Genomic DNA, 22,856 nt, shown 5'->3' on the forward strand with positions numbered 1-22,856 from the left:
TTATTCCAATTTGTCATATAAACAAAAAAATAATAGGCATCTCGAAATTAATTTCAAGACGCCTATTATTTTTTAACTAATGATTTTTAGATTGGAATCTTATTAATAAACTTATTCCAGCATCCAGACTCCAGAGACCGCCTGTATAATAAGTTTTCATTATAAAATTTTCCTTAAATAGTCTAATTTGATTACTATTTAAAATATCTATGAACAGTTTGCCAGGTCAAATTAAATCCAGCTGGGGAAATTGGCATTATATATTTTCCACCATTTATATTTAATAATTTATTGTTTGACAGTTCTTTTGTATTATTTTTCATCTGTTCGTAATTCATAATTTAACATCTCCATTAATTAATGACTTAGTTTTTATACTTTAATAAAGAAATAATTACTAAAACAAATTGAATTAACATTGATATATTGAATAATTGATTTAATGTTGAGTATGAAGAAAAGTAAATCTTATGTTGATCACTTAAATTTATTAAAATCACCAAAATTAGTGAAGCAGTTAGAGTTAATAGCTGAAGAATTACTAAAAAATTTCTCATCGTCTCTTGCCAGCTAAGGCTCTATCTTTTCCTGCAGCATATCCTGCATTATAAATTCCTAATCCTAGTGCTCCAACTGCAGCACCTGCACCAATAAGTGCAGGAATAAATCCACCTTTGATTTCACTCAACTCGTTATTATTTAATTCTGCAAAATTTTTCATTTTAATCTCCTATTAACTAACGTCTATTATTTCTATATCCTTGATCCATACCAAATTGGTAAAGTGAATATGCTGCTACTCCTGGGACACCAAATGCTCCTGCAATCATAAATCCTGTTCTAGACCAGCCACCATTAATATCACTTAACTCTTCTTTTTTTAATAACACAACATTTTCTAATTTCATAATTTTAAAGCACCTCCTTATATGATTTGTTGAATATTATTATATTTTATTTTTCTAGTTATTTTTATTCCAATTCGTTATAAAAGCTCCTCAATCGATAATTTACATAGTTTGCTGATTTCTAATAAAGTGTATACATCTGGGATTCTATGTCCCATTTCATATTTTGAAATTAAACTTTGTGATGTATTTAAATGTTCAGCGATTTTTTCTTGGGAAAAGCCTAGATTTAAACGTTCTTTTCTTATATTTTCCCCTAAATTGTTTCCTCCAATAATAAAAGTGAGTGTTTCATCTTTTATTATTGATAAATTTTTCAAAAAACAAAAATTCATTTTTTATTCTCCTAGTTATTAATGTTGTTTATCATTTATAAATCAAGTCTTTTATATAATTAAACCAAGTTTTTTTACCAGTTATTACTGATATGTTTCCTGTCATTCCATACCTGATGTTTGAATAATCTTTATGGTTAGGATTGATTGAAGCTATTACTTTATAAAAGTTTCCTTGCTTTGTTTCAGTTGCAGCACTATCAATTTGCTTGATTTTACCATCTATAAATATTGGCTTTGGACCTTGTTGTGATCCTTTGAATTTCATTTTTTGTCCTACTTTTATATTGTTTAGACTGTAAGTTGGTATAAAAAATTCTACTGTCAATGGAGTATTGTTTTTTAATTTTGGATAAATTTCAGCAATATCTGTTCCCAATGGAAAATAGCTCATTTTATATTTTGAATTTTTTAAATGTAATATACCACTAGCGGGAGATTTTATTATTTGCTTATCATTTTCAGTTTTTACATTTGTATTTTTGTCGCTAAGTTCTGCTAAATTATCATCAACTTCAGATATTTCTTGATTTATGGATTCTAGCATTTTGTATTTCAATGATAATTGTTTAGTATTTAATAATTTATTGGATATATAGGTATCGGTGTTTTTTTGTATGTCTTCTGCACCACTATTTTTAATATCAGAATTTCTTTGTTGAGATGATAAATTTAATTCTGATAATTGTTCTTTATAGTCCTCATATTTGCTAGAGTATCCGTATACATCAGAATAAAGTAGGTTTTGGTTTTGTAGAACACTATTTTTCAAATCTTGTAATGCTTCCAGACGAGAAACCGTTTTATTCATCTTTGAATTCACTAAATTATTAGCACTTTTTAAATCAGTATTATTAAATTTTATTAATGTATCATTTTTTGAAACTTCTTTATTTTCTTTCATATTATTTTTAATAATTTGATTATTACTTGTTGATTGAATGATTGCTAATGATTTTTTAGGATATATAGTTCCTATAGATTTAACTGTTATTTCTTTAGTTGTAAAAATTGATAATAGTAAAATTAATACAAAAAATACTAACATTGGATAAATTAATTTTGTCGCAAAATTTCCATAACGTTTATTATAAAATTCAGAGCTTTCTAATATATTTTTATTGAACATGAACTAATACTCCTACTTGTTAACTAATTTCTTATAAAGATTGTTAGATCTAAGTAATTCATTGTGTGATCCTAAAGCGACTAATTTACCATTATCTAACATTGCAACTTTGTTTACATTTTCTGCTATAGCTATTCTATGAGCCACAAAAATAATTGTTTTATTTTTTAATTTCATCAAATTATTTATAATCGTTTTCTCAGTAGATAAGTCTAAGTTGCTAGTTGATTCATCTAAAACTAGTACCTTTGATTTTTTTAATAAAGCTCTGGCTAATTCTATACGCTGCTTTTGTCCTCCTGAAAGGCTTCCGCTTTCTGAAATAATAGTATTAAATCCATTACTTAGTTTTTCAATATCATCTTTAATATTTGCTACATTAGTTGCCCAAATGACATCTTCAAATGTTGTGTTTTCGTCTGCTCCAAGCAATAAATTCTCTATAATTGTTCCACTAAAAAGTTGTGGTTCTTGCGGAACGTAAGTAACTAAATTTCTAAGACTTTGTTTTTCGATATATTTTATATTGGTATCATTTATTAAAATGCTACCGCTGTCTTTATCTAATTCGAAAAATCTAACTAGTAATTTAGCTAGGGTTGATTTACCTGATCCACTAAATCCAACTAATGCAATTTTTTCGTTGCTTTTAATTTGCAATGAGAAATCATTTAATATGGGCATATTATATTGATATTCAAAACTAATATCATTAAAGTATATGTCTAATTCTTTATTAGTAACTTTTTGTACACTACTACTAAACTCTGAAGGAATATCATATATTTCATTTAGTCTGTGTGCAGCAACTAAGGCTGTTTGAATTTTACCCTGTAGTCCTATAATTGACTGCAATGGGTTTGTAAAGTAAATTAAAAGGGAATTATAAGCCATTAATTCACCAATAGATAATTTGTTTTTAATAACTAAGTTAGCTCCATACCATAAAATAATGACTTCGAAAAACAACTTAAAAAAGCTTTTAATCGATTCTTGTATGATTGTTAATTGTGCAGTTGAAAATGATTTTTTTAAAAAGTCAACATACCTAGTATCTATTTTGGAATAACTTTTTTCTTCTGCGCCTAATGCTTTAATTGTTTCAATTCCTGAGATATTTTCTATAATTGATGACTCTAGTTTTGATCCTGATTCCATTGATTCTTTGTTCAGTTTATTTAGTGGTTTTGCGAATATACAAATTATTAATATATAGACAGGGATTGAGGTTATCGATATAAAAAACATATTACTGTTATAACTAAGCAAAACAAAAGACATTATTATTACAATTCCTACGTCTAATATTGCAGATAATATAGAACTTGCAATTGCATCAATTATTTTATTTGCATCATTAAATCTTGAGGTTATTTCTCCTACTTTTCTTGTATAAAAAAATTCCATTGGCAGTGTAAATATATGTTTGATGTACGAAAGAATTAAATCTATGGATAGTCTTTGTCCGAGAATTATCAATAGATATTTTTCAACATATTCCATGATTTGTTGAAAAATATATGCAATTATTAAACCTATACTTACAATTTCAAGCGTACTTTTCATATTATTGGGAATGTAATCATCAATTAGTAATTGAATGAAATAAGAGCCAACTATACTTATTAATGTAATAAATACAGATGCTATAACGATATTTACCACTATTCCTCTTTGTTTAAAAATCAATGGTAAAAAAGATATTAAATTGTTTTTAGTTTCTTTGCTTTTTTTAAATTCAGCATTTGGTGTCATAAAAATAACTATGCCAGTCCATTCTTTGAAGAAATCAGCATACTTCATTTTTATTTTTTTAACGCTAGGATCTGGATCTGCTATGTATACATAGTTCTTAGATTTTTTATATACGACATAGTAATGTTCTAAGATATTGTTATCTACTTCTTTTCTAACATGAACTATAAAAGGAAAGGGTAAATCATCGTTTTTAAATAATGATTCATCAGCTTTCGCTGCGGTCACTTTAAAATCTAATTTTTCTGCTGCTTTTTTTAATCCTAGAGCAGTAGTACCTCCAAGGTTAGTTTTAGCTAATCCTCTTATTTTTGCTATTGAAATTGATTTTCCGAATGTTTCAGTAATCATACATAAACAGGATGCACCACAATCTTGTTCATCTACTTGACTTATGTATTTGAATTTCATTTCAACCTCCATAAATTTTTTTTATAAATTTAATTTTATGAAAGATAAACGATTTTTGTATCTATAATTAGTTACATATTCCAATTGGTACTAATTTTAAGGGTTACAAAAAGGCTGTATAACGTTGTTATACAGCCTTTTCAATGTGTCTATTAATTGTTACAAGTTAATTCTCTCTAAGTAATTAATAACCAATGAAATATTAGTTATTACAATTATTGTTTTTATTATTACTGCTAAAATACCTTCAGCTGATATTTCATTTATTACTACTAATAAGTGATGAGTTTCGAATATAAACAATAATATAAAAATTGAAATTATTATGCACTTTTTGTAAACTAATTTATTTTTTGCTTTATTATTATATTTTTTGTTTGATATTAATAATAAAATTATCATTGAAATATCTATTATGGTTAGTCCTCTAATAGTAAATGGTAATGTTAAATTAATTAAATTTATGAATACTAATATTACATTAGATATGTTTAAATAAACATTTATTTTATTTTTTTTATCATTTATGTCACTACCAATAAAATAGGAAATATCTTTATCTAAAATATTAGAAATGCTTTTTATACTTTCTATGTCAGGGTTTGATCTATCGTTTTCCCATGCAGATAGTGTTTTTCTTGATACATTTATTTTTTTAGCTAAAGTTTCTTGTGTTAAATTTTTTTCAATCCTTGCTTTTTTTATTTTTTCTGATAAATTCATGTTAATGTATTCCTTAAAATATTTTTAGTTTGGAGTGATGATTTTGAATATATATGTTGGTAATAGACGTCTTCGTAATTTTTATCATTTCTTATTTTTTACTTTAAGTGGTAGATAATTATTTTTCATCTATATTAAAGTGATGGACCATAATCTCTAGTGTTTCTACGATTGATTTCCTTTAATTTTTGACTAGAAGCATTTTTAAGTGCTCTCTGATCGTTTTTAACTTGGGTAGCTTGAGCATTAAGCGTTTCTGCTCTTTTATCAAGTTTCTCAGAACGTTCATTGAGCTCTTTTTCTTTCTTTTCTAATCTTTTTTTCATCTCAAGTAGTTCTGCTTGGACCTTTTCTCTTAATTTTCGTGCTACATCTCTTAAATATCTAATTCCTAGCATAAGATGTTGTTTCATGCCTGTATCTGTTGATATAGGCTCTTTTTTTTCTTCTTTAAATAATAAATCACCATCATCATTTTTTTTGATTTGGTCTTTAAAAGTAACTTTCCCATTATCATTTATGATATATGCACGTTCTTCGAAATTAGTTTTGCTACTTTTTTCAGTCTTTTTATTCTTATGATGATTAAATTTTGGGATATCATTTTCTTTTTGTGCTAAATCTTCTAATTCTTTTCTAAGTTCTTTTCGATTATTGATATTCTCTTTTAGAACTTTATTTTCTTTAGGATCAAGAGGGATATTTTTCATATGAACAATGCTTGGAAACATGGTGTAAAAATTATCTTTATACAATTCTTTTTCGATTTCTTCATCACTTTTTTCAATAATTGGAACGAGTAGTGGCTTGTCTACAACATGATTAGGATCATAGTATTTAATCTCATCAATGTACTCTAATGCCTTATCATGTTCGTTTACTTCTTTTATACGTTTATAACTATCAAAATCAGCAATATGTTCCCCTGTACGATATAAATTGAAATCTATGCCTAATTCAGGCGATAAAAACTTATTGAAACTATCTACTAAAGCTTGATCTTCTTTTTTACGCCACCAACTTAAAGCTTGTCGGCTATCAGTAACTGTATTACCGTTGTTATTTTCCCTGTAAGCCCGTTTAATCATGTTACTAAAGCTAATACTCAATTTACCCTTTTCGCTTCTATCTCCAGCACCAATGATTTGTGCATGGACATGTGGGGTACTTTCATCAACATTAGTAATGTATTTAGCTATTTGTATATTTACATTACGTTCATTGAAATTTTTGGCATAGTCAGCAAGTGCTTTACTTTCTAGTTCTAGAATCCGATTTTTTTCTTCTTCAGATTTACCCTCTAATAACTTATCTTGAATTTGTTTATTAGCAAAAGTAGCTACTACGGTTTTATCAAAAGATTGACTTTTATCCATGACATATTGATGAACATCTTTTTTCATTCTTGATTTATGGCCACTAGCTTTTTGCTTTTCGTTGTATTCGCTAAATTCAGATTTAAACAAATCATTTTCTATTTTTTTGATCTCGTCAAAACTAATTAATGTTTCTGAAACATTGAATTTTGTTTTATCAAAATCAATGTCTTTATTTGAATGATTTAAATTCTTATCATGTTTTACGTGTAAAGAAATGCCCTTAAAACTAGCATTTTTTACATCAACAGTTGCTGTAACGTCCATTTTATTAAAAGACCCTGCCTTTCGGTAATTTAGTAATTTTTTACTTTTTCCGATTATATCATTTTTTGGTTAAAAGACCCTAAATTATGAAAAAAGACCCTGTTATTACGGTATTTTTGAAACTTTATAATATTTCCGTATATAAATAGGGTCTTTTTATGAAAATAGCTAAAACCCTTGATATAGCTACGTTGTAGCGTTTATAGTTACTTAATTTCTGGGTTTTCGGATAATTATGTAGCCACCTATATTTTTTCCGGCAAGCCAGAAAAAGGTGGCTCTGCGAGGCTAAGGTCAAGTGCATTTTACTCTTCACATTTTATTACATAAATGTTCAAAACGAGTAAAATCAAACGGCACTATTCAACAAAAATTATGCGTCTTTAGACTTATAATTTTTTAAAAACGAATAGTCAACGAATTAAATTTTCCAGCTCTTCACTTGTCGTTTCTGCTGGGCTAAATTTAATTCTAAGTTCAAAAGCATTCATTATTATTTACTTCGTAAATAATAATTCATAAAAACAAGTTCAAAACCCTTGAACCAAAAAATAGATCAAAGTTAAAACAACTTTGGCCTATTTTTTGGTTTTAATTAATTTATTCATGCTACTATTAAATAGTCGGCTCTCGCAAATAATTGTGAGGAGGTGTACTAGGTGATCACATCAATTCTATACCCGATCATCGTTGGAGTAGTTTTAACTATCTTCAAAAGTTGGTACGATGATCGGAAGAAATAGCCGACAATTACCAACCACATAAAAAAAGCCACAGCTAACGCCATTAGCTGTGGCTTTTGTGTACTAAGTACATCAATTCTATTTGTATCTATATTGTAAGTTTAAATTTTGAAAATGTAAACCAATAATTATCATCATTTTTCTTTATCTTTCCAAAACTCAAACCAATGTTTTTTGGTTTTAACTTGATTAACTGGTGGTTTAAAGTGCTCTGAAACACTGTTGTCAGAGTATTCTCCGTCTGTTATTTTTAATTGACTTTTAACGGTGGTTAACTGCTTAACTAAATCATTATTTTGGTTTTGAAGTAATAGTGATAGTTTTTGCTGTTGATCTAACAGTTTAGTTAGGTTTGCATTTTCAGTATGTAATTTTTCATTTTCAATTTTTAGCCATTCAGTATCAATTAATGATCGTTCCCTTTTATAATCATCTTGATTGTTCAACTGAGTTCGATTCAATTCATCAATACCAGCAATGCTTATTAAAGTAATGCCATTTATCTTTTTAACGTATTTTGATTTAAATTGCTTATCTTTTATTTTTTTATAAATGGTAACTTTGCTGATTCCAAGAATTTGAGAAATTTCTGAAACTTTTAAAAAATTGTCCATTTTTATTCCTTTTTTGTATTTTTTAAAATTATTTTCACTAAATTTAAGGGGTTAAAAATAATTTTTAAAAATTGGCCTCAAAGCCTTTATTTGTAATGGTTTGAGCTCACCTTTTAACTGTGAGTTAATTTAGTTAAAAATAATTGTTTAAAAAACATGCGATTTTGTTGATATATCAGGAAAATAATAGCATGAAAATTCGTTTTAAGGGGGTTAAAAGTACCGTTACATTGGCATTAAGATAGGGGTTGCATATATTTTCTTAATAGTGTAAGTTTAAATCAACAACTGAATACGAGTAAAAAAAAAGCGCCTGCTCCCCAGCAGACGACTTTAGAAGATATCAGTAAACGGCTGACATTTTCCTTGTTGATAAGTTAGAGTGATGCTCAACTTATCGCTATAGATACATTCTAACCAATGTAATATATAAAATCAATGGAAAAGTGAAGTCAGCTAACTGACTTCACTTTTTTTATTCTTGATTGAGATTGGTACAATCATGGAAAGTAAGACGGTCTTCCCAGCCACGCACATACCATGCAAATTTGGGGCAACCTAGCAATGCGAGTTGTTAGGCAGTATAAGGGAAACACGTTAGGATCGACGTGTTGTTGTGGATAGTGAAGCCCAGCCAGAGAGCTAAAGAAGCCAAGTTCGCGGAAGGTGTATGCCCTTTAATAGGGGGCATGATACTGCCATATTCCACTGTGCAAATGTAGTTTGTTATCGTTCTACTATTAAACAAAAACAAAAGCCGTACAGGGGAAGCCAAGGGGACATTGAGGCTTAATATTGGTAGTCGACATTGCGTCGCCGGCATGAGATTTTCTCTAGTTGGAATTCATATTAATTTTTTTAAATTTTAAAAATTTTGATAGGGATGCCATCTAGAGAGAGTGGTTTGTGCGATCTCGGAGTTCCTATGCCCTTTTTACATCTTTCTTTATCGTCTATAACAGGTTAAACTTATAGGTAAATTTTAAGTGTTATAGGGTAATTAGAGAGATGAAAGAGGAGCTTAGGAAAAGGATCCAGTCTGGTAGAGGACGGATTATGGGTAAAGTCTATGGGATATTTAAGAATGCTAATAATAAGGAAATTTTTAGATATCCAGTAGATCAAGTAATTCATAAAGGAAAGTATTTATACAGAGGGAAAAAGTATAAAACTTATATTGATAATGAAGAAGTATATCTAATTTTTATTAAGTATGTTTAGCTTATTTTAATTTGAATTAGCTGGTTATTTTCAATCAATTTCACAAACAAAAAATCTGTGAAACATGCGTTCTAATAGGGTCGATTTTGGGACTTTTAAAACTTCACAAACATTCACAAAGAAAAAGCCTCGTAAACGTTGATTTACGGGGCTTTTGTGTTGCTACTTCGGCTAACACGGATTATGTTAACTAAATTTATTTTTCAAAAAATTTTTTGAGTTATCTAAAATTATTTTAATTAAGTTAGGTTTTAAAATTAATAATAATACAGAATATGAAATCATTCCTATTGTTATTTCAATCATAAGATGAGTCCATGTTGGGACATAATTTTTATTAATAATAAATACGATTAGAAACATTAAAATTCCTGAAAACATATATTTATAAAAATCAGAAAATAAGTTTTTTAAATTAATTTGTTCTCTGATAGACCATATTTGATAAATTGTTACAGCTAATTCTGAAATAATTGTCGATATTGCAGTTCCGATAGCTCCCCATAAAATAATTAAGGGGAAATTTAGAATTATATTTATAATAGCTCCTAAAATAACAGAGTAATTAAATACCTTATTTTGTTCAGTTGGCATTAGATATTGTATTCCAATAGCATTACTCCATGCTATTAATATAATTACTATAGATTCAATCATTAGTATGGGAATAACTTGTAAAAATTTATCTGATAGGTATAGATAAACTAGGTTACTAGCTATTGCAGATATTCCAAATGCAAGTGGAATAGATAACATTGTTACAAATTCGAATGTTTTATATAGATAATTTTTAACCCTTTGATGATTTCCTTGTTTATGGGCATTTGCAACATGTGGAAGCATAACCATTCCAATAGATGTTACTACAGCTAATGACATTTTTATTATTTTATCAGATTGTTCAAAATATCCTGATATAGTTGGATTTGTTATGATACCTAACATTGTTTTATTAACATATAAATATATTTGTGTTGCTACTTCAGGAATGAAAAATATCATGGCTCCCTTAAATGGGATTATTAAATTTATATTATTCCATTGAGGCTTTTCAATATTATTTTTTAGATATGGAAAAAGAGATAAATTTCCAATTAATAAAGATATGGAAATAATGAATATATATAAAGCTAGATCATTGCTTGTCTTTACTAAAGTGAAAATACTTACGATTGTAATAACTTTTATTATAAAGTTTCTTAAAACCGTTACCTTAAAGTTCTCTATACCTTGGAAAAACCATGAGATATCAAACGCAGCAGCTATTATTGAAAATGATTGTACAATATAAAATTGTTTATACTTATGTAAAAAGCTTAAAAATATAAAGAATAAAATCAATGATAAAAATATAGTAATGAGCCTTAAGAAGAAAATATCATAAAATGTTTTAGATAATTTCATTTTGTCTTCTCTAACAAATGCGATTTGTCTACTCCCATACAGTGAAACACCGATACTTCCAAAAATAATAAAGTATTGCGTAATGGAATTGGTAAAAGTTACTATTCCAATTCCTTTAGGTTCTAATACTCTAGCTAAATAGGGTGTTGTTAGTAATGGTACGATTAGTATGAATATTTGATAGGACATATTGTATAAATAATTTTTTATTACTTTCAATCTTATCCCCCTTTCTTAAGGCCTTACTTTTAGTATAAGTTATATTAGTTATCAAAATTAAAGAGGTCAATTTTTCTAAAAGAAATTTTGACCTCTTTATATATTAGTATGCTTTTACGAGACGTCCTCTACTATCAAAATAGTATCCACCATGAGTAGCTGCTTCTAAAGATTGCCAAAAGGTTAACCTTTTTCCACCTGTAATTTTTGCTAACTTAGTATCATCGACAGTTGAAAAATTGTTTAATGTGTTTTTCATTATATTGTATTCCCTCCTTTCATCATTTGTTGAATATTATTATATTTTATTTTCGTTCTTATTTTTATTCCAATTTGTCATATAAACAAAAAAATAATAGGCATCTCGAAATTAATTTCAAGACGCCTATTATTTTTTAACTAATGATTTTTAGATTGGAATCTTATTAATAAACTTATTCCAGCATCCAGACTCCAGAGACCGCCTGTATAATAAGTTTTCATTATAAAATTTTCCTTAAATAGTCTAATTTGATTACTATTTAAAATATCTATGAACAGTTTGCCAGGTCAAATTAAATCCAGCTGGGGAAATTGGCATTATATATTTTCCACCATTTATATTTAATAATTTATTGTTTGACAGTTCTTTTGTATTATTTTTCATCTGTTCGTAATTCATAATTTAACATCTCCATTAATTAATGACTTAGTTTTTATACTTTAATAAAGAAATAATTACTAAAACAAATTGAATTAACATTGATATATTGAATAATTGATTTAATGTTGAGTATGAAGAAAAGTAAATCTTATGTTGATCACTTAAATTTATTAAAATCACCAAAATTAGTGAAGCAGTTAGAGTTAATAGCTGAAGAATTACTAAAAAATTTCTCATCGTCTCTTGCCAGCTAAGGCTCTATCTTTTCCTGCAGCATATCCTGCATTATAAATTCCTAATCCTAGTGCTCCAACTGCAGCACCTGCACCAATAAGTGCAGGAATAAATCCACCTTTGATTTCACTCAACTCGTTATTATTTAATTCTGCAAAATTTTTCATTTTAATCTCCTATTAACTAACGTCTATTATTTCTATATCCTTGATCCATACCAAATTGGTAAAGTGAATATGCTGCTACTCCTGGGACACCAAATGCTCCTGCAATCATAAATCCTGTTCTAGACCAGCCACCATTAATATCACTTAACTCTTCTTTTTTTAATAACACAACATTTTCTAATTTCATAATTTTAAAGCACCTCCTTATATGATTTGTTGAATATTATTATATTTTATTTTTCTAGTTATTTTTATTCCAATTCGTTATAAAAGCTCCTCAATCGATAATTTACATAGTTTGCTGATTTCTAATAAAGTGTATACATCTGGGATTCTATGTCCCATTTCATATTTTGAAATTAAACTTTGTGATGTATTTAAATGTTCAGCGATTTTTTCTTGGGAAAAGCCTAGATTTAAACGTTCTTTTCTTATATTTTCCCCTAAATTGTTTCCTCCAATAATAAAAGTGAGTGTTTCATCTTTTATTATTGATAAATTTTTCAAAAAACAAAAATTCATTTTTTATTCTCCTAGTTATTAATGTTGTTTATCATTTATAAATCAAGTCTTTTATATAATTAAACCAAGTTTTTTTACCAGTTATTACTGATATGTTTCCTGTCATTCCATACCTGATGTTTGAATAATCTTTATGGTTAGGATTGATTGAAGCTATTACTTTATAAAAGTTTCCTTGCTTTGTTTCAGTTGCAGCACTATCAATTTGCTTGATTTTACCATCTATAAATATTGGCTTTGGACCTTGTTGTGATCCTTTGAATTTCATTTTTTGTCCTACTTTTATATTGTTTAGACTGTAAGTTGGTATAAAAAATTCTACTGTCAATGGAGTATTGTTTTTTAATTTTGGATAAATTTCAGCAATATCTGTTCCCAATGGAAAATAGCTCATTTTATATTTTGAATTTTTTAAATGTAATATACCACTAGCGGGAGATTTTATTATTTGCTTATCATTTTCAGTTTTTACATTTGTATTTTTGTCGCTAAGTTCTGCTAAATTATCATCAACTTCAGATATTTCTTGATTTATGGATTCTAGCATTTTGTATTTCAATGATAATTGTTTAGTATTTAATAATTTATTGGATATATAGGTATCGGTGTTTTTTTGTATGTCTTCTGCACCACTATTTTTAATATCAGAATTTCTTTGTTGAGATGATAAATTTAATTCTGATAATTGTTCTTTATAGTCCTCATATTTGCTAGAGTATCCGTATACATCAGAATAAAGTAGGTTTTGGTTTTGTAGAACACTATTTTTCAAATCTTGTAATGCTTCCAGACGAGAAACCGTTTTATTCATCTTTGAATTCACTAAATTATTAGCACTTTTTAAATCAGTATTATTAAATTTTATTAATGTATCATTTTTTGAAACTTCTTTATTTTCTTTCATATTATTTTTAATAATTTGATTATTACTTGTTGATTGAATGATTGCTAATGATTTTTTAGGATATATAGTTCCTATAGATTTAACTGTTATTTCTTTAGTTGTAAAAATTGATAATAGTAAAATTAATACAAAAAATACTAACATTGGATAAATTAATTTTGTCGCAAAATTTCCATAACGTTTATTATAAAATTCAGAGCTTTCTAATATATTTTTATTGAACATGAACTAATACTCCTACTTGTTAACTAATTTCTTATAAAGATTGTTAGATCTAAGTAATTCATTGTGTGATCCTAAAGCGACTAATTTACCATTATCTAACATTGCAACTTTGTTTACATTTTCTGCTATAGCTATTCTATGAGCCACAAAAATAATTGTTTTATTTTTTAATTTCATCAAATTATTTATAATCGTTTTCTCAGTAGATAAGTCTAAGTTGCTAGTTGATTCATCTAAAACTAGTACCTTTGATTTTTTTAATAAAGCTCTGGCTAATTCTATACGCTGCTTTTGTCCTCCTGAAAGGCTTCCGCTTTCTGAAATAATAGTATTAAATCCATTACTTAGTTTTTCAATATCATCTTTAATATTTGCTACATTAGTTGCCCAAATGACATCTTCAAATGTTGTGTTTTCGTCTGCTCCAAGCAATAAATTCTCTATAATTGTTCCACTAAAAAGTTGTGGTTCTTGCGGAACGTAAGTAACTAAATTTCTAAGACTTTGTTTTTCGATATATTTTATATTGGTATCATTTATTAAAATGCTACCGCTGTCTTTATCTAATTCGAAAAATCTAACTAGTAATTTAGCTAGGGTTGATTTACCTGATCCACTAAATCCAACTAATGCAATTTTTTCGTTGCTTTTAATTTGCAATGAGAAATCATTTAATATGGGCATATTATATTGATATTCAAAACTAATATCATTAAAGTATATGTCTAATTCTTTATTAGTAACTTTTTGTACACTACTACTAAACTCTGAAGGAATATCATATATTTCATTTAGTCTGTGTGCAGCAACTAAGGCTGTTTGAATTTTACCCTGTAGTCCTATAATTGACTGCAATGGGTTTGTAAAGTAAATTAAAAGGGAATTATAAGCCATTAATTCACCAATAGATAATTTGTTTTTAATAACTAAGTTAGCTCCATACCATAAAATAATGACTTCGAAAAACAACTTAAAAAAGCTTTTAATCGATTCTTGTATGATTGTTAATTGTGCAGTTGAAAATGATTTTTTTAAAAAGTCAACATACCTAGTATCTATTTTGGAATAACTTTTTTCTTCTGCGCCTAATGCTTTAATTGTTTCAATTCCTGAGATATTTTCTATAATTGATGACTCTAGTTTTGATCCTGATTCCATTGATTCTTTGTTCAGTTTATTTAGTGGTTTTGCGAATATACAAATTATTAATATATAGACAGGGATTGAGGTTATCGATATAAAAAACATATTACTGTTATAACTAAGCAAAACAAAAGACATTATTATTACAATTCCTACGTCTAATATTGCAGATAATATAGAACTTGCAATTGCATCAATTATTTTATTTGCATCATTAAATCTTGAGGTTATTTCTCCTACTTTTCTTGTATAAAAAAATTCCATTGGCAGTGTAAATATATGTTTGATGTACGAAAGAATTAAATCTATGGATAGTCTTTGTCCGAGAATTATCAATAGATATTTTTCAACATATTCCATGATTTGTTGAAAAATATATGCAATTATTAAACCTATACTTACAATTTCAAGCGTACTTTTCATATTATTGGGAATGTAATCATCAATTAGTAATTGAATGAAATAAGAGCCAACTATACTTATTAATGTAATAAATACAGATGCTATAACGATATTTACCACTATTCCTCTTTGTTTAAAAATCAATGGTAAAAAAGATATTAAATTGTTTTTAGTTTCTTTGCTTTTTTTAAATTCAGCATTTGGTGTCATAAAAATAACTATGCCAGTCCATTCTTTGAAGAAATCAGCATACTTCATTTTTATTTTTTTAACGCTAGGATCTGGATCTGCTATGTATACATAGTTCTTAGATTTTTTATATACGACATAGTAATGTTCTAAGATATTGTTATCTACTTCTTTTCTAACATGAACTATAAAAGGAAAGGGTAAATCATCGTTTTTAAATAATGATTCATCAGCTTTCGCTGCGGTCACTTTAAAATCTAATTTTTCTGCTGCTTTTTTTAATCCTAGAGCAGTAGTACCTCCAAGGTTAGTTTTAGCTAATCCTCTTATTTTTGCTATTGAAATTGATTTTCCGAATGTTTCAGTAATCATACATAAACAGGATGCACCACAATCTTGTTCATCTACTTGACTTATGTATTTGAATTTCATTTCAACCTCCATAAATTTTTTTTATAAATTTAATTTTATGAAAGATAAACGATTTTTGTATCTATAATTAGTTACATATTCCAATTGGTACTAATTTTAAGGGTTACAAAAAGGCTGTATAACGTTGTTATACAGCCTTTTCAATGTGTCTATTAATTGTTACAAGTTAATTCTCTCTAAGTAATTAATAACCAATGAAATATTAGTTATTACAATTATTGTTTTTATTATTACTGCTAAAATACCTTCAGCTGATATTTCATTTATTACTACTAATAAGTGATGAGTTTCGAATATAAACAATAATATAAAAATTGAAATTATTATGCACTTTTTGTAAACTAATTTATTTTTTGCTTTATTATTATATTTTTTGTTTGATATTAATAATAAAATTATCATTGAAATATCTATTATGGTTAGTCCTCTAATAGTAAATGGTAATGTTAAATTAATTAAATTTATGAATACTAATATTACATTAGATATGTTTAAATAAACATTTATTTTATTTTTTTTATCATTTATGTCACTACCAATAAAATAGGAAATATCTTTATCTAAAATATTAGAAATGCTTTTTATACTTTCTATGTCAGGGTTTGATCTATCGTTTTCCCATGCAGATAGTGTTTTTCTTGATACATTTATTTTTTTAGCTAAAGTTTCTTGTGTTAAATTTTTTTCAATCCTTGCTTTTTTTATTTTTTCTGATAAATTCATGTTAATGTATTCCTTAAAATATTTTTAGTTTGGAGTGATGATTTTGAATATATATGTTGGTAATAGACGTCTTCGTAATTTTTATCATTTCTTATTTTTTACTTTAAGTGGTAGATAATTATTTTTCATCTATATTAAAGTGATGGACCATAATCTCTAGTGTTTCTACGATTGATTTCCTTTAATTTTTGACTAGAAGCATTTTTAAGTGCTCTCTGATCGTTTTTAACTTGGGTAGCTTGAGCATTAAGCGTTTCTGCTCTTTTATCAAGTTTCTCAGAACGTTCATTGAGCTCTTTTTCTTTCTTTTCTAATCTTTTTTTCATCTCAAGTAGTTCTGCTTGGACCTTTTCTCTTAATTTTCGTGCTACATCTCTTAAATATCTAATTCCTAGCATAAGATGTTGTTTCATGCCTGTATCTGTTGATATAGGCTCTTTTTTTTCTTCTTTAAATAATAAATCACCATCATCATTTTTTTTGATTTGGTCTTTAAAAGTAACTTTCCCATTATCATTTATGATATATGCACGTTCTTCGAAATTAGTTTTGCTACTTTTTTCAGTCTTTTTATTCTTATGATGATTAAATTTTGGGATATCATTTTCTTTTTGTGCTAAATCTTCTAATTCTTTTCTAAGTTCTTTTCGATTATTGATATTCTCTTTTAGAACTTTATTTTCTTTAGGATCAAGAGGGATATTTTTCATATGAACAATGCTTGGAAACATGGTGTAAAAATTATCTTTATACAATTCTTTTTCGATTTCTTCATCACTTTTTTCAATAATTGGAACGAGTAGTGGCTTGTCTACAACATGATTAGGATCATAGTATTTAATCTCATCAATGTACTCTAATGCCTTATCATGTTCGTTTACTTCTTTTATACGTTTATAACTATCAAAATCAGCAATATGTTCCCCTGTACGATATAAATTGAAATCTATGCCTAATTCAGGCGATAAAAACTTATTGAAACTATCTACTAAAGCTTGATCTTCTTTTTTACGCCACCAACTTAAAGCTTGTCGGCTATCAGTAACTGTATTACCGTTGTTATTTTCCCTGTAAGCCCGTTTAATCATGTTACTAAAGCTAATACTCAATTTACCCTTTTCGCTTCTATCTCCAGCACCAATGATTTGTGCATGGACATGTGGGGTACTTTCATCAACATTAGTAATGTATTTAGCTATTTGTATATTTACATTACGTTCATTGAAATTTTTGGCATAGTCAGCAAGTGCTTTACTTTCTAGTTCTAGAATCCGATTTTTTTCTTCTTCAGATTTACCCTCTAATAACTTATCTTGAATTTGTTTATTAGCAAAAGTAGCTACTACGGTTTTATCAAAAGATTGACTTTTATCCATGACATATTGATGAACATCTTTTTTCATTCTTGATTTATGGCCACTAGCTTTTTGCTTTTCGTTGTATTCGCTAAATTCAGATTTAAACAAATCATTTTCTATTTTTTTGATCTCGTCAAAACTAATTAATGTTTCTGAAACATTGAATTTTGTTTTATCAAAATCAATGTCTTTATTTGAATGATTTAAATTCTTATCATGTTTTACGTGTAAAGAAATGCCCTTAAAACTAGCATTTTTTACATCAACAGTTGCTGTAACGTCCATTTTATTAAAAGACCCTGCCTTTCGGTAATTTAGTAATTTTTTACTTTTTCCGATTATATCATTTTTTGGTTAAAAGACCCTAAATTATGAAAAAAGACCCTGTTATTACGGTATTTTTGAAACTTTATAATATTTCCGTATATAAATAGGGTCTTTTTATGAAAATAGCTAAAACCCTTGATATAGCTACGTTGTAGCGTTTATAGTTACTTAATTTCTGGGTTTTCGGATAATTATGTAGCCACCTATATTTTTTCCGGCAAGCCAGAAAAAGGTGGCTCTGCGAGGCTAAGGTCAAGTGCATTTTACTCTTCACATTTTATTACATAAATGTTCAAAACGAGTAAAATCAAACGGCACTATTCAACAAAAATTATGCGTCTTTAGACTTATAATTTTTTAAAAACGAATAGTCAACGAATTAAATTTTCCAGCTCTTCACTTGTCGTTTCTGCTGGGCTAAATTTAATTCTAAGTTCAAAAGCATTCATTATTATTTACTTCGTAAATAATAATTCATAAAAACAAGTTCAAAACCCTTGAACCAAAAAATAGATCAAAGTTAAAACAACTTTGGCCTATTTTTTGGTTTTAATTAATTTATTCATGCTACTATTAAATAGTCGGCTCTCGCAAATAATTGTGAGGAGGTGTACTAGGTGATCACATCAATTCTATACCCGATCATCGTTGGAGTAGTTTTAACTATCTTCAAAAGTTGGTACGATGATCGGAAGAAATAGCCGACAATTACCAACCACATAAAAAAAGCCACAGCTAACGCCATTAGCTGTGGCTTTTGTGTACTAAGTACATCAATTCTATTTGTATCTATATTGTAAGTTTAAATTTTGAAAATGTAAACCAATAATTATCATCATTTTTCTTTATCTTTCCAAAACTCAAACCAATGTTTTTTGGTTTTAACTTGATTAACTGGTGGTTTAAAGTGCTCTGAAACACTGTTGTCAGAGTATTCTCCGTCTGTTATTTTTAATTGACTTTTAACGGTGGTTAACTGCTTAACTAAATCATTATTTTGGTTTTGAAGTAATAGTGATAGTTTTTGCTGTTGATCTAACAGTTTAGTTAGGTTTGCATTTTCAGTATGTAATTTTTCATTTTCAATTTTTAGCCATTCAGTATCAATTAATGATCGTTCCCTTTTATAATCATCTTGATTGTTCAACTGAGTTCGATTCAATTCATCAATACCAGCAATGCTTATTAAAGTAATGCCATTTATCTTTTTAACGTATTTTGATTTAAATTGCTTATCTTTTATTTTTTTATAAATGGTAACTTTGCTGATTCCAAGAATTTGAGAAATTTCTGAAACTTTTAAAAAATTGTCCATTTTTATTCCTTTTTTGTATTTTTTAAAATTATTTTCACTAAATTTAAGGGGTTAAAAATAATTTTTAAAAATTGGCCTCAAAGCCTTTATTTGTAATGGTTTGAGCTCACCTTTTAACTGTGAGTTAATTTAGTTAAAAATAATTGTTTAAAAAACATGCGATTTTGTTGATATATCAGGAAAATAATAGCATGAAAATTCGTTTTAAGGGGGTTAAAAGTACCGTTACATTGGCATTAAGATAGGGGTTGCATATATTTTCTTAATAGTGTAAGTTTAAATCAACAACTGAATACGAGTAAAAAAAAAGCGCCTGCTCCCCAGCAGACGACTTTAGAAGATATCAGTAAACGGCTGACATTTTCCTTGTTGATAAGTTAGAGTGATGCTCAACTTATCGCTATAGATACATTCTAACCAATGTAATATATAAAATCAATGGAAAAGTGAAGTCAGCTAACTGACTTCACTTTTTTTATTCTTGATTGAGATTGGTACAATCATGGAAAGTAAGACGGTCTTCCCAGCCACGCACATACCATGCAAATTTGGGGCAACCTAGCAATGCGAGTTGTTAGGCAGTATAAGGGAAACACGTTAGGATCGACGTGTTGTTGTGGATAGTGAAGCCCAGCCAGAGAGCTAAAGAAGCCAAGTTCGCGGAAGGTGTATGCCCTTTAATAGGGGGCATGATACTGCCATATTCCACTGTGCAAATGTAGTTTGTTATCGTTCTACTATTAAACAAAAACAAAAGCCGTACAGGGGAAGCCAAGGGGACATTGAGGCTTAATATTGGTAGTCGACATTGCGTCGCCGGCATGAGATTTTCTCTAGTTGGAATTCATATTAATTTTTTTAAATTTTAAAAATTTTGATAGGGATGCCATCTAGAGAGAGTGGTTTGTGCGATCTCGGAGTTCCTATGCCCTTTTTACATCTTTCTTTATCGTCTATAACAGGTTAAACTTATAGGTAAATTTTAAGTGTTATAGGGTAATTAGAGAGATGAAAGAGGAGCTTAGGAAAAGGATCCAGTCTGGTAGAGGACGGATTATGGGTAAAGTCTATGGGATATTTAAGAATGCTAATAATAAGGAAATTTTTAGATATCCAGTAGATCAAGTAATTCATAAAGGAAAGTATTTATACAGAGGGAAAAAGTATAAAACTTATATTGATAATGAAGAAGTATATCTAATTTTTATTAAGTATGTTTAGCTTATTTTAATTTGAATTAGCTGGTTATTTTCAATCAATTTCACAAACAAAAAATCTGTGAAACATGCGTTCTAATAGGGTCGATTTTGGGACTTTTAAAACTTCACAAACATTCACAAAGAAAAAGCCTCGTAAACGTTGATTTACGGGGCTTTTGTGTTGCTACTTCGGCTAACACGGATTATGTTAACTAAATTTATTTTTCAAAAAATTTTTTGAGTTATCTAAAATTATTTTAATTAAGTTAGGTTTTAAAATTAATAATAATACAGAATATGAAATCATTCCTATTGTTATTTCAATCATAAGATGAGTCCATGTTGGGACATAATTTTTATTAATAATAAATACGATTAGAAACATTAAAATTCCTGAAAACATATATTTATAAAAATCAGAAAATAAGTTTTTTAAATTAATTTGTTCTCTGATAGACCATATTTGATAAATTGTTACAGCTAATTCTGAAATAATTGTCGATATTGCAGTTCCGATAGCTCCCCATAAAATAATTAAGGGGAAATTTAGAATTATATTTATAATAGCTCCTAAAATAACAGAGTAATTAAATACCTTATTTTGTTCAGTTGGCATTAGATATTGTATTCCAATAGCATTACTCCATGCTATTAATATAATTACTATAGATTCAATCATTAGTATGGGAATAACTTGTAAAAATTTATCTGATAGGTATAGATAAACTAGGTTACTAGCTATTGCAGATATTCCAAATGCAAGTGGAATAGATAACATTGTTACAAATTCGAATGTTTTATATAGATAATTTTTAACCCTTTGATGATTTCCTTGTTTATGGGCATTTGCAACATGTGGAAGCATAACCATTCCAATAGATGTTACTACAGCTAATGACATTTTTATTATTTTATCAGATTGTTCAAAATATCCTGATATAGTTGGATTTGTTATGATACCTAACATTGTTTTATTAACATATAAATATATTTGTGTTGCTACTTCAGGAATGAAAAATATCATGGCTCCCTTAAATGGGATTATTAAATTTATATTATTCCATTGAGGCTTTTCAATATTATTTTTTAGATATGGAAAAAGAGATAAATTTCCAATTAATAAAGATATGGAAATAATGAATATATATAAAGCTAGATCATTGCTTGTCTTTACTAAAGTGAAAATACTTACGATTGTAATAACTTTTATTATAAAGTTTCTTAAAACCGTTACCTTAAAGTTCTCTATACCTTGGAAAAACCATGAGATATCAAACGCAGCAGCTATTATTGAAAATGATTGTACAATATAAAATTGTTTATACTTATGTAAAAAGCTTAAAAATATAAAGAATAAAATCAATGATAAAAATATAGTAATGAGCCTTAAGAAGAAAATATCATAAAATGTTTTAGATAATTTCATTTTGTCTTCTCTAACAAATGCGATTTGTCTACTCCCATACAGTGAAACACCGATACTTCCAAAAATAATAAAGTATTGCGTAATGGAATTGGTAAAAGTTACTATTCCAATTCCTTTAGGTTCTAATACTCTAGCTAAATAGGGTGTTGTTAGTAATGGTACGATTAGTATGAATATTTGATAGGACATATTGTATAAATAATTTTTTATTACTTTCAATCTTATCCCCCTTTCTTAAGGCCTTACTTTTAGTATAAGTTATATTAGTTATCAAAATTAAAGAGGTCAATTTTTCTAAAAGAAATTTTGACCTCTTTATATATTAGTATGCTTTTACGAGACGTCCTCTACTATCAAAATAGTATCCACCATGAGTAGCTGCTTCTAAAGATTGCCAAAAGGTTAACCTTTTTCCACCTGTAATTTTTGCTAACTTAGTATCATCGACAGTTGAAAAATTGTTTAATGTGTTTTTCATTATATTGTATTCCCTCCTTTCATCATTTGTTGAATATTATTATATTTTATTTTCGTTCTTATTT

General features: G+C 27.6%; 24 protein-coding genes. 2 read left to right on the plus strand and 22 right to left on the minus strand.

What is annotated here, in order from left to right; genetic code table 11:
• Window positions 1-194: 194 nt before the first annotated feature.
• The 8 genes from ACEPSS_RS00005 to ACEPSS_RS00040 form a co-directional block, all read right to left on the minus strand.
• Window positions 195-338: a hypothetical protein gene (locus ACEPSS_RS00005; RefSeq protein ID WP_395317623.1), complete on the minus strand. Its 144-nt coding sequence runs from the start codon at window positions 336-338 to the stop codon at window positions 195-197.
• Between the two features lie 215 nt (window positions 339-553).
• Window positions 554-721 (minus strand): class IIb bacteriocin, lactobin A/cerein 7B family, encoded by a 168-nt coding sequence (locus ACEPSS_RS00010; protein WP_395317625.1) that lies wholly within the window; start codon window positions 719-721, stop codon window positions 554-556.
• Between the two features lie 16 nt (window positions 722-737).
• A complete protein-coding gene (locus tag ACEPSS_RS00015) occupies window positions 738-908 on the minus strand; it encodes a class IIb bacteriocin, lactobin A/cerein 7B family (RefSeq protein WP_395317627.1) in 171 nt (56 codons plus the stop codon).
• 77 nt (window positions 909-985) lie between these two features.
• A complete protein-coding gene (locus ACEPSS_RS00020; protein ID WP_395317629.1) occupies window positions 986-1,243 on the minus strand; it encodes a helix-turn-helix domain-containing protein in 258 nt (85 codons plus the stop codon).
• Between the two features lie 31 nt (window positions 1,244-1,274).
• Window positions 1,275-2,372 carry an HlyD family efflux transporter periplasmic adaptor subunit gene (locus tag ACEPSS_RS00025; RefSeq protein WP_395317631.1) on the minus strand — a complete coding sequence of 366 codons (1,098 nt, stop codon included), beginning with the start codon at window positions 2,370-2,372 and terminating at the stop codon, window positions 1,275-1,277.
• Window positions 2,373-2,384: 12 nt separating this feature from the next.
• The gene (locus tag ACEPSS_RS00030; RefSeq protein ID WP_395317633.1) at window positions 2,385-4,538 is read right to left on the minus strand and encodes a peptide cleavage/export ABC transporter; all 2,154 of its coding nucleotides are present in this window, start codon (window positions 4,536-4,538) and stop codon (window positions 2,385-2,387) included.
• Between the two features lie 159 nt (window positions 4,539-4,697).
• Entirely contained in the window at window positions 4,698-5,261 is a 564-nt protein-coding gene (locus ACEPSS_RS00035; protein ID WP_395317635.1) for a helix-turn-helix domain-containing protein, read from the minus strand.
• 134 nt (window positions 5,262-5,395) lie between these two features.
• Entirely contained in the window at window positions 5,396-6,904 is a 1,509-nt protein-coding gene (locus ACEPSS_RS00040; RefSeq protein ID WP_395317637.1) for a hypothetical protein, read from the minus strand.
• A 659-nt stretch (window positions 6,905-7,563) separates the two neighbouring features.
• Here ACEPSS_RS00040 and ACEPSS_RS00045 point away from each other — a divergent pair.
• Window positions 7,564-7,647: a type I toxin-antitoxin system Fst family toxin gene (locus ACEPSS_RS00045; protein WP_395317645.1), complete on the plus strand. Its 84-nt coding sequence runs from the start codon at window positions 7,564-7,566 to the stop codon at window positions 7,645-7,647.
• A gap of 134 nt (window positions 7,648-7,781) precedes the next feature.
• Here ACEPSS_RS00045 and ACEPSS_RS00050 read toward each other — a convergent pair whose 3' ends face one another.
• The 11 genes from ACEPSS_RS00050 to ACEPSS_RS00100 all read right to left on the minus strand — a co-directional run bounded on the left by ACEPSS_RS00050 (window position 7,782) and on the right by ACEPSS_RS00100 (window position 18,332).
• Window positions 7,782-8,261, minus strand: a complete 480-nt coding sequence (locus tag ACEPSS_RS00050; RefSeq protein ID WP_395317639.1) for a helix-turn-helix transcriptional regulator — start codon at window positions 8,259-8,261, stop codon at window positions 7,782-7,784.
• Between the two features lie 1,407 nt (window positions 8,262-9,668).
• On the minus strand, window positions 9,669-11,105 hold the full coding sequence (locus ACEPSS_RS00055; protein WP_395317641.1) for a polysaccharide biosynthesis C-terminal domain-containing protein: 1,437 nt from the start codon (window positions 11,103-11,105) through the stop codon (window positions 9,669-9,671).
• 103 nt (window positions 11,106-11,208) lie between these two features.
• A complete protein-coding gene (locus ACEPSS_RS00060) occupies window positions 11,209-11,364 on the minus strand; it encodes a ComC/BlpC family leader-containing pheromone/bacteriocin (protein ID WP_395317643.1) in 156 nt (51 codons plus the stop codon).
• A gap of 258 nt (window positions 11,365-11,622) precedes the next feature.
• Complete coding sequence (locus ACEPSS_RS00065; RefSeq protein ID WP_395317623.1) at window positions 11,623-11,766, minus strand: hypothetical protein; 144 nt, start codon at window positions 11,764-11,766, stop codon at window positions 11,623-11,625.
• Window positions 11,767-11,981: 215 nt separating this feature from the next.
• On the minus strand, window positions 11,982-12,149 hold the full coding sequence (locus tag ACEPSS_RS00070) for a class IIb bacteriocin, lactobin A/cerein 7B family (RefSeq protein ID WP_395317625.1): 168 nt from the start codon (window positions 12,147-12,149) through the stop codon (window positions 11,982-11,984).
• 16 nt (window positions 12,150-12,165) lie between these two features.
• Window positions 12,166-12,336 (minus strand): class IIb bacteriocin, lactobin A/cerein 7B family, encoded by a 171-nt coding sequence (locus tag ACEPSS_RS00075; protein ID WP_395317627.1) that lies wholly within the window; start codon window positions 12,334-12,336, stop codon window positions 12,166-12,168.
• A 77-nt stretch (window positions 12,337-12,413) separates the two neighbouring features.
• Window positions 12,414-12,671 carry a helix-turn-helix domain-containing protein gene (locus tag ACEPSS_RS00080; RefSeq protein WP_395317629.1) on the minus strand — a complete coding sequence of 86 codons (258 nt, stop codon included), beginning with the start codon at window positions 12,669-12,671 and terminating at the stop codon, window positions 12,414-12,416.
• 31 nt (window positions 12,672-12,702) lie between these two features.
• Window positions 12,703-13,800 carry an HlyD family efflux transporter periplasmic adaptor subunit gene (locus ACEPSS_RS00085; protein WP_395317631.1) on the minus strand — a complete coding sequence of 366 codons (1,098 nt, stop codon included), beginning with the start codon at window positions 13,798-13,800 and terminating at the stop codon, window positions 12,703-12,705.
• Between the two features lie 12 nt (window positions 13,801-13,812).
• Complete coding sequence (locus ACEPSS_RS00090) at window positions 13,813-15,966, minus strand: peptide cleavage/export ABC transporter (RefSeq protein WP_395317633.1); 2,154 nt, start codon at window positions 15,964-15,966, stop codon at window positions 13,813-13,815.
• 159 nt (window positions 15,967-16,125) lie between these two features.
• On the minus strand, window positions 16,126-16,689 hold the full coding sequence (locus ACEPSS_RS00095) for a helix-turn-helix domain-containing protein (protein WP_395317635.1): 564 nt from the start codon (window positions 16,687-16,689) through the stop codon (window positions 16,126-16,128).
• Between the two features lie 134 nt (window positions 16,690-16,823).
• Window positions 16,824-18,332: a hypothetical protein gene (locus ACEPSS_RS00100; RefSeq protein WP_395317637.1), complete on the minus strand. Its 1,509-nt coding sequence runs from the start codon at window positions 18,330-18,332 to the stop codon at window positions 16,824-16,826.
• A 659-nt stretch (window positions 18,333-18,991) separates the two neighbouring features.
• Between ACEPSS_RS00100 and ACEPSS_RS00105 the strand changes: the two genes are divergently transcribed.
• Complete coding sequence (locus tag ACEPSS_RS00105) at window positions 18,992-19,075, plus strand: type I toxin-antitoxin system Fst family toxin (RefSeq protein ID WP_395317645.1); 84 nt, start codon at window positions 18,992-18,994, stop codon at window positions 19,073-19,075.
• A gap of 134 nt (window positions 19,076-19,209) precedes the next feature.
• Here ACEPSS_RS00105 and ACEPSS_RS00110 read toward each other — a convergent pair whose 3' ends face one another.
• The 3 genes from ACEPSS_RS00110 to ACEPSS_RS00120 all read right to left on the minus strand — a co-directional run bounded on the left by ACEPSS_RS00110 (window position 19,210) and on the right by ACEPSS_RS00120 (window position 22,792).
• Window positions 19,210-19,689, minus strand: a complete 480-nt coding sequence (locus tag ACEPSS_RS00110; RefSeq protein ID WP_395317639.1) for a helix-turn-helix transcriptional regulator — start codon at window positions 19,687-19,689, stop codon at window positions 19,210-19,212.
• A 1,407-nt stretch (window positions 19,690-21,096) separates the two neighbouring features.
• Complete coding sequence (locus ACEPSS_RS00115; protein ID WP_395317641.1) at window positions 21,097-22,533, minus strand: polysaccharide biosynthesis C-terminal domain-containing protein; 1,437 nt, start codon at window positions 22,531-22,533, stop codon at window positions 21,097-21,099.
• Between the two features lie 103 nt (window positions 22,534-22,636).
• Window positions 22,637-22,792, minus strand: coding sequence for a ComC/BlpC family leader-containing pheromone/bacteriocin (locus ACEPSS_RS00120; RefSeq protein ID WP_395317643.1), 156 nt, complete (start codon window positions 22,790-22,792; stop codon window positions 22,637-22,639).
• Window positions 22,793-22,856 lie beyond the last annotated feature (64 nt).

It is taken from the genome of Fructilactobacillus frigidiflavus, assembly GCF_044054575.1.
GTDB lineage: Bacteria > Bacillota > Bacilli > Lactobacillales > Lactobacillaceae > Fructilactobacillus > Fructilactobacillus frigidiflavus.

Bases quoted from the DNA above. Each gene is read 5' to 3' on its own strand.
- ACEPSS_RS00060 (WP_395317643.1), bottom strand. From the start codon at position 11,364: ATGAAAAACACATTAAACAATTTTTCAACTGTCGATGATACTAAGTTA.
- ACEPSS_RS00050 (WP_395317639.1), bottom strand. From the start codon at position 8,261: ATGGACAATTTTTTAAAAGTTTCAGAAATTTCTCAAATTCTTGGAATC.
- ACEPSS_RS00030 (WP_395317633.1), bottom strand. From the start codon at position 4,538: ATGAAATTCAAATACATAAGTCAAGTAGATGAACAAGATTGTGGTGCA.
- ACEPSS_RS00080 (WP_395317629.1), bottom strand. From the start codon at position 12,671: ATGAATTTTTGTTTTTTGAAAAATTTATCAATAATAAAAGATGAAACA.
- ACEPSS_RS00015 (WP_395317627.1), bottom strand. From the start codon at position 908: ATGAAATTAGAAAATGTTGTGTTATTAAAAAAAGAAGAGTTAAGTGAT.
- ACEPSS_RS00040 (WP_395317637.1), bottom strand. From the start codon at position 6,904: ATGGACGTTACAGCAACTGTTGATGTAAAAAATGCTAGTTTTAAGGGC.
- ACEPSS_RS00020 (WP_395317629.1), bottom strand. From the start codon at position 1,243: ATGAATTTTTGTTTTTTGAAAAATTTATCAATAATAAAAGATGAAACA.
- ACEPSS_RS00085 (WP_395317631.1), bottom strand. From the start codon at position 13,800: ATGTTCAATAAAAATATATTAGAAAGCTCTGAATTTTATAATAAACGT.
- ACEPSS_RS00005 (WP_395317623.1), bottom strand. From the start codon at position 338: ATGAATTACGAACAGATGAAAAATAATACAAAAGAACTGTCAAACAAT.
- ACEPSS_RS00035 (WP_395317635.1), bottom strand. From the start codon at position 5,261: ATGAATTTATCAGAAAAAATAAAAAAAGCAAGGATTGAAAAAAATTTA.
- ACEPSS_RS00065 (WP_395317623.1), bottom strand. From the start codon at position 11,766: ATGAATTACGAACAGATGAAAAATAATACAAAAGAACTGTCAAACAAT.
- ACEPSS_RS00010 (WP_395317625.1), bottom strand. From the start codon at position 721: ATGAAAAATTTTGCAGAATTAAATAATAACGAGTTGAGTGAAATCAAA.
- ACEPSS_RS00110 (WP_395317639.1), bottom strand. From the start codon at position 19,689: ATGGACAATTTTTTAAAAGTTTCAGAAATTTCTCAAATTCTTGGAATC.
- ACEPSS_RS00090 (WP_395317633.1), bottom strand. From the start codon at position 15,966: ATGAAATTCAAATACATAAGTCAAGTAGATGAACAAGATTGTGGTGCA.
- ACEPSS_RS00120 (WP_395317643.1), bottom strand. From the start codon at position 22,792: ATGAAAAACACATTAAACAATTTTTCAACTGTCGATGATACTAAGTTA.
- ACEPSS_RS00075 (WP_395317627.1), bottom strand. From the start codon at position 12,336: ATGAAATTAGAAAATGTTGTGTTATTAAAAAAAGAAGAGTTAAGTGAT.
- ACEPSS_RS00025 (WP_395317631.1), bottom strand. From the start codon at position 2,372: ATGTTCAATAAAAATATATTAGAAAGCTCTGAATTTTATAATAAACGT.
- ACEPSS_RS00100 (WP_395317637.1), bottom strand. From the start codon at position 18,332: ATGGACGTTACAGCAACTGTTGATGTAAAAAATGCTAGTTTTAAGGGC.
- ACEPSS_RS00070 (WP_395317625.1), bottom strand. From the start codon at position 12,149: ATGAAAAATTTTGCAGAATTAAATAATAACGAGTTGAGTGAAATCAAA.
- ACEPSS_RS00095 (WP_395317635.1), bottom strand. From the start codon at position 16,689: ATGAATTTATCAGAAAAAATAAAAAAAGCAAGGATTGAAAAAAATTTA.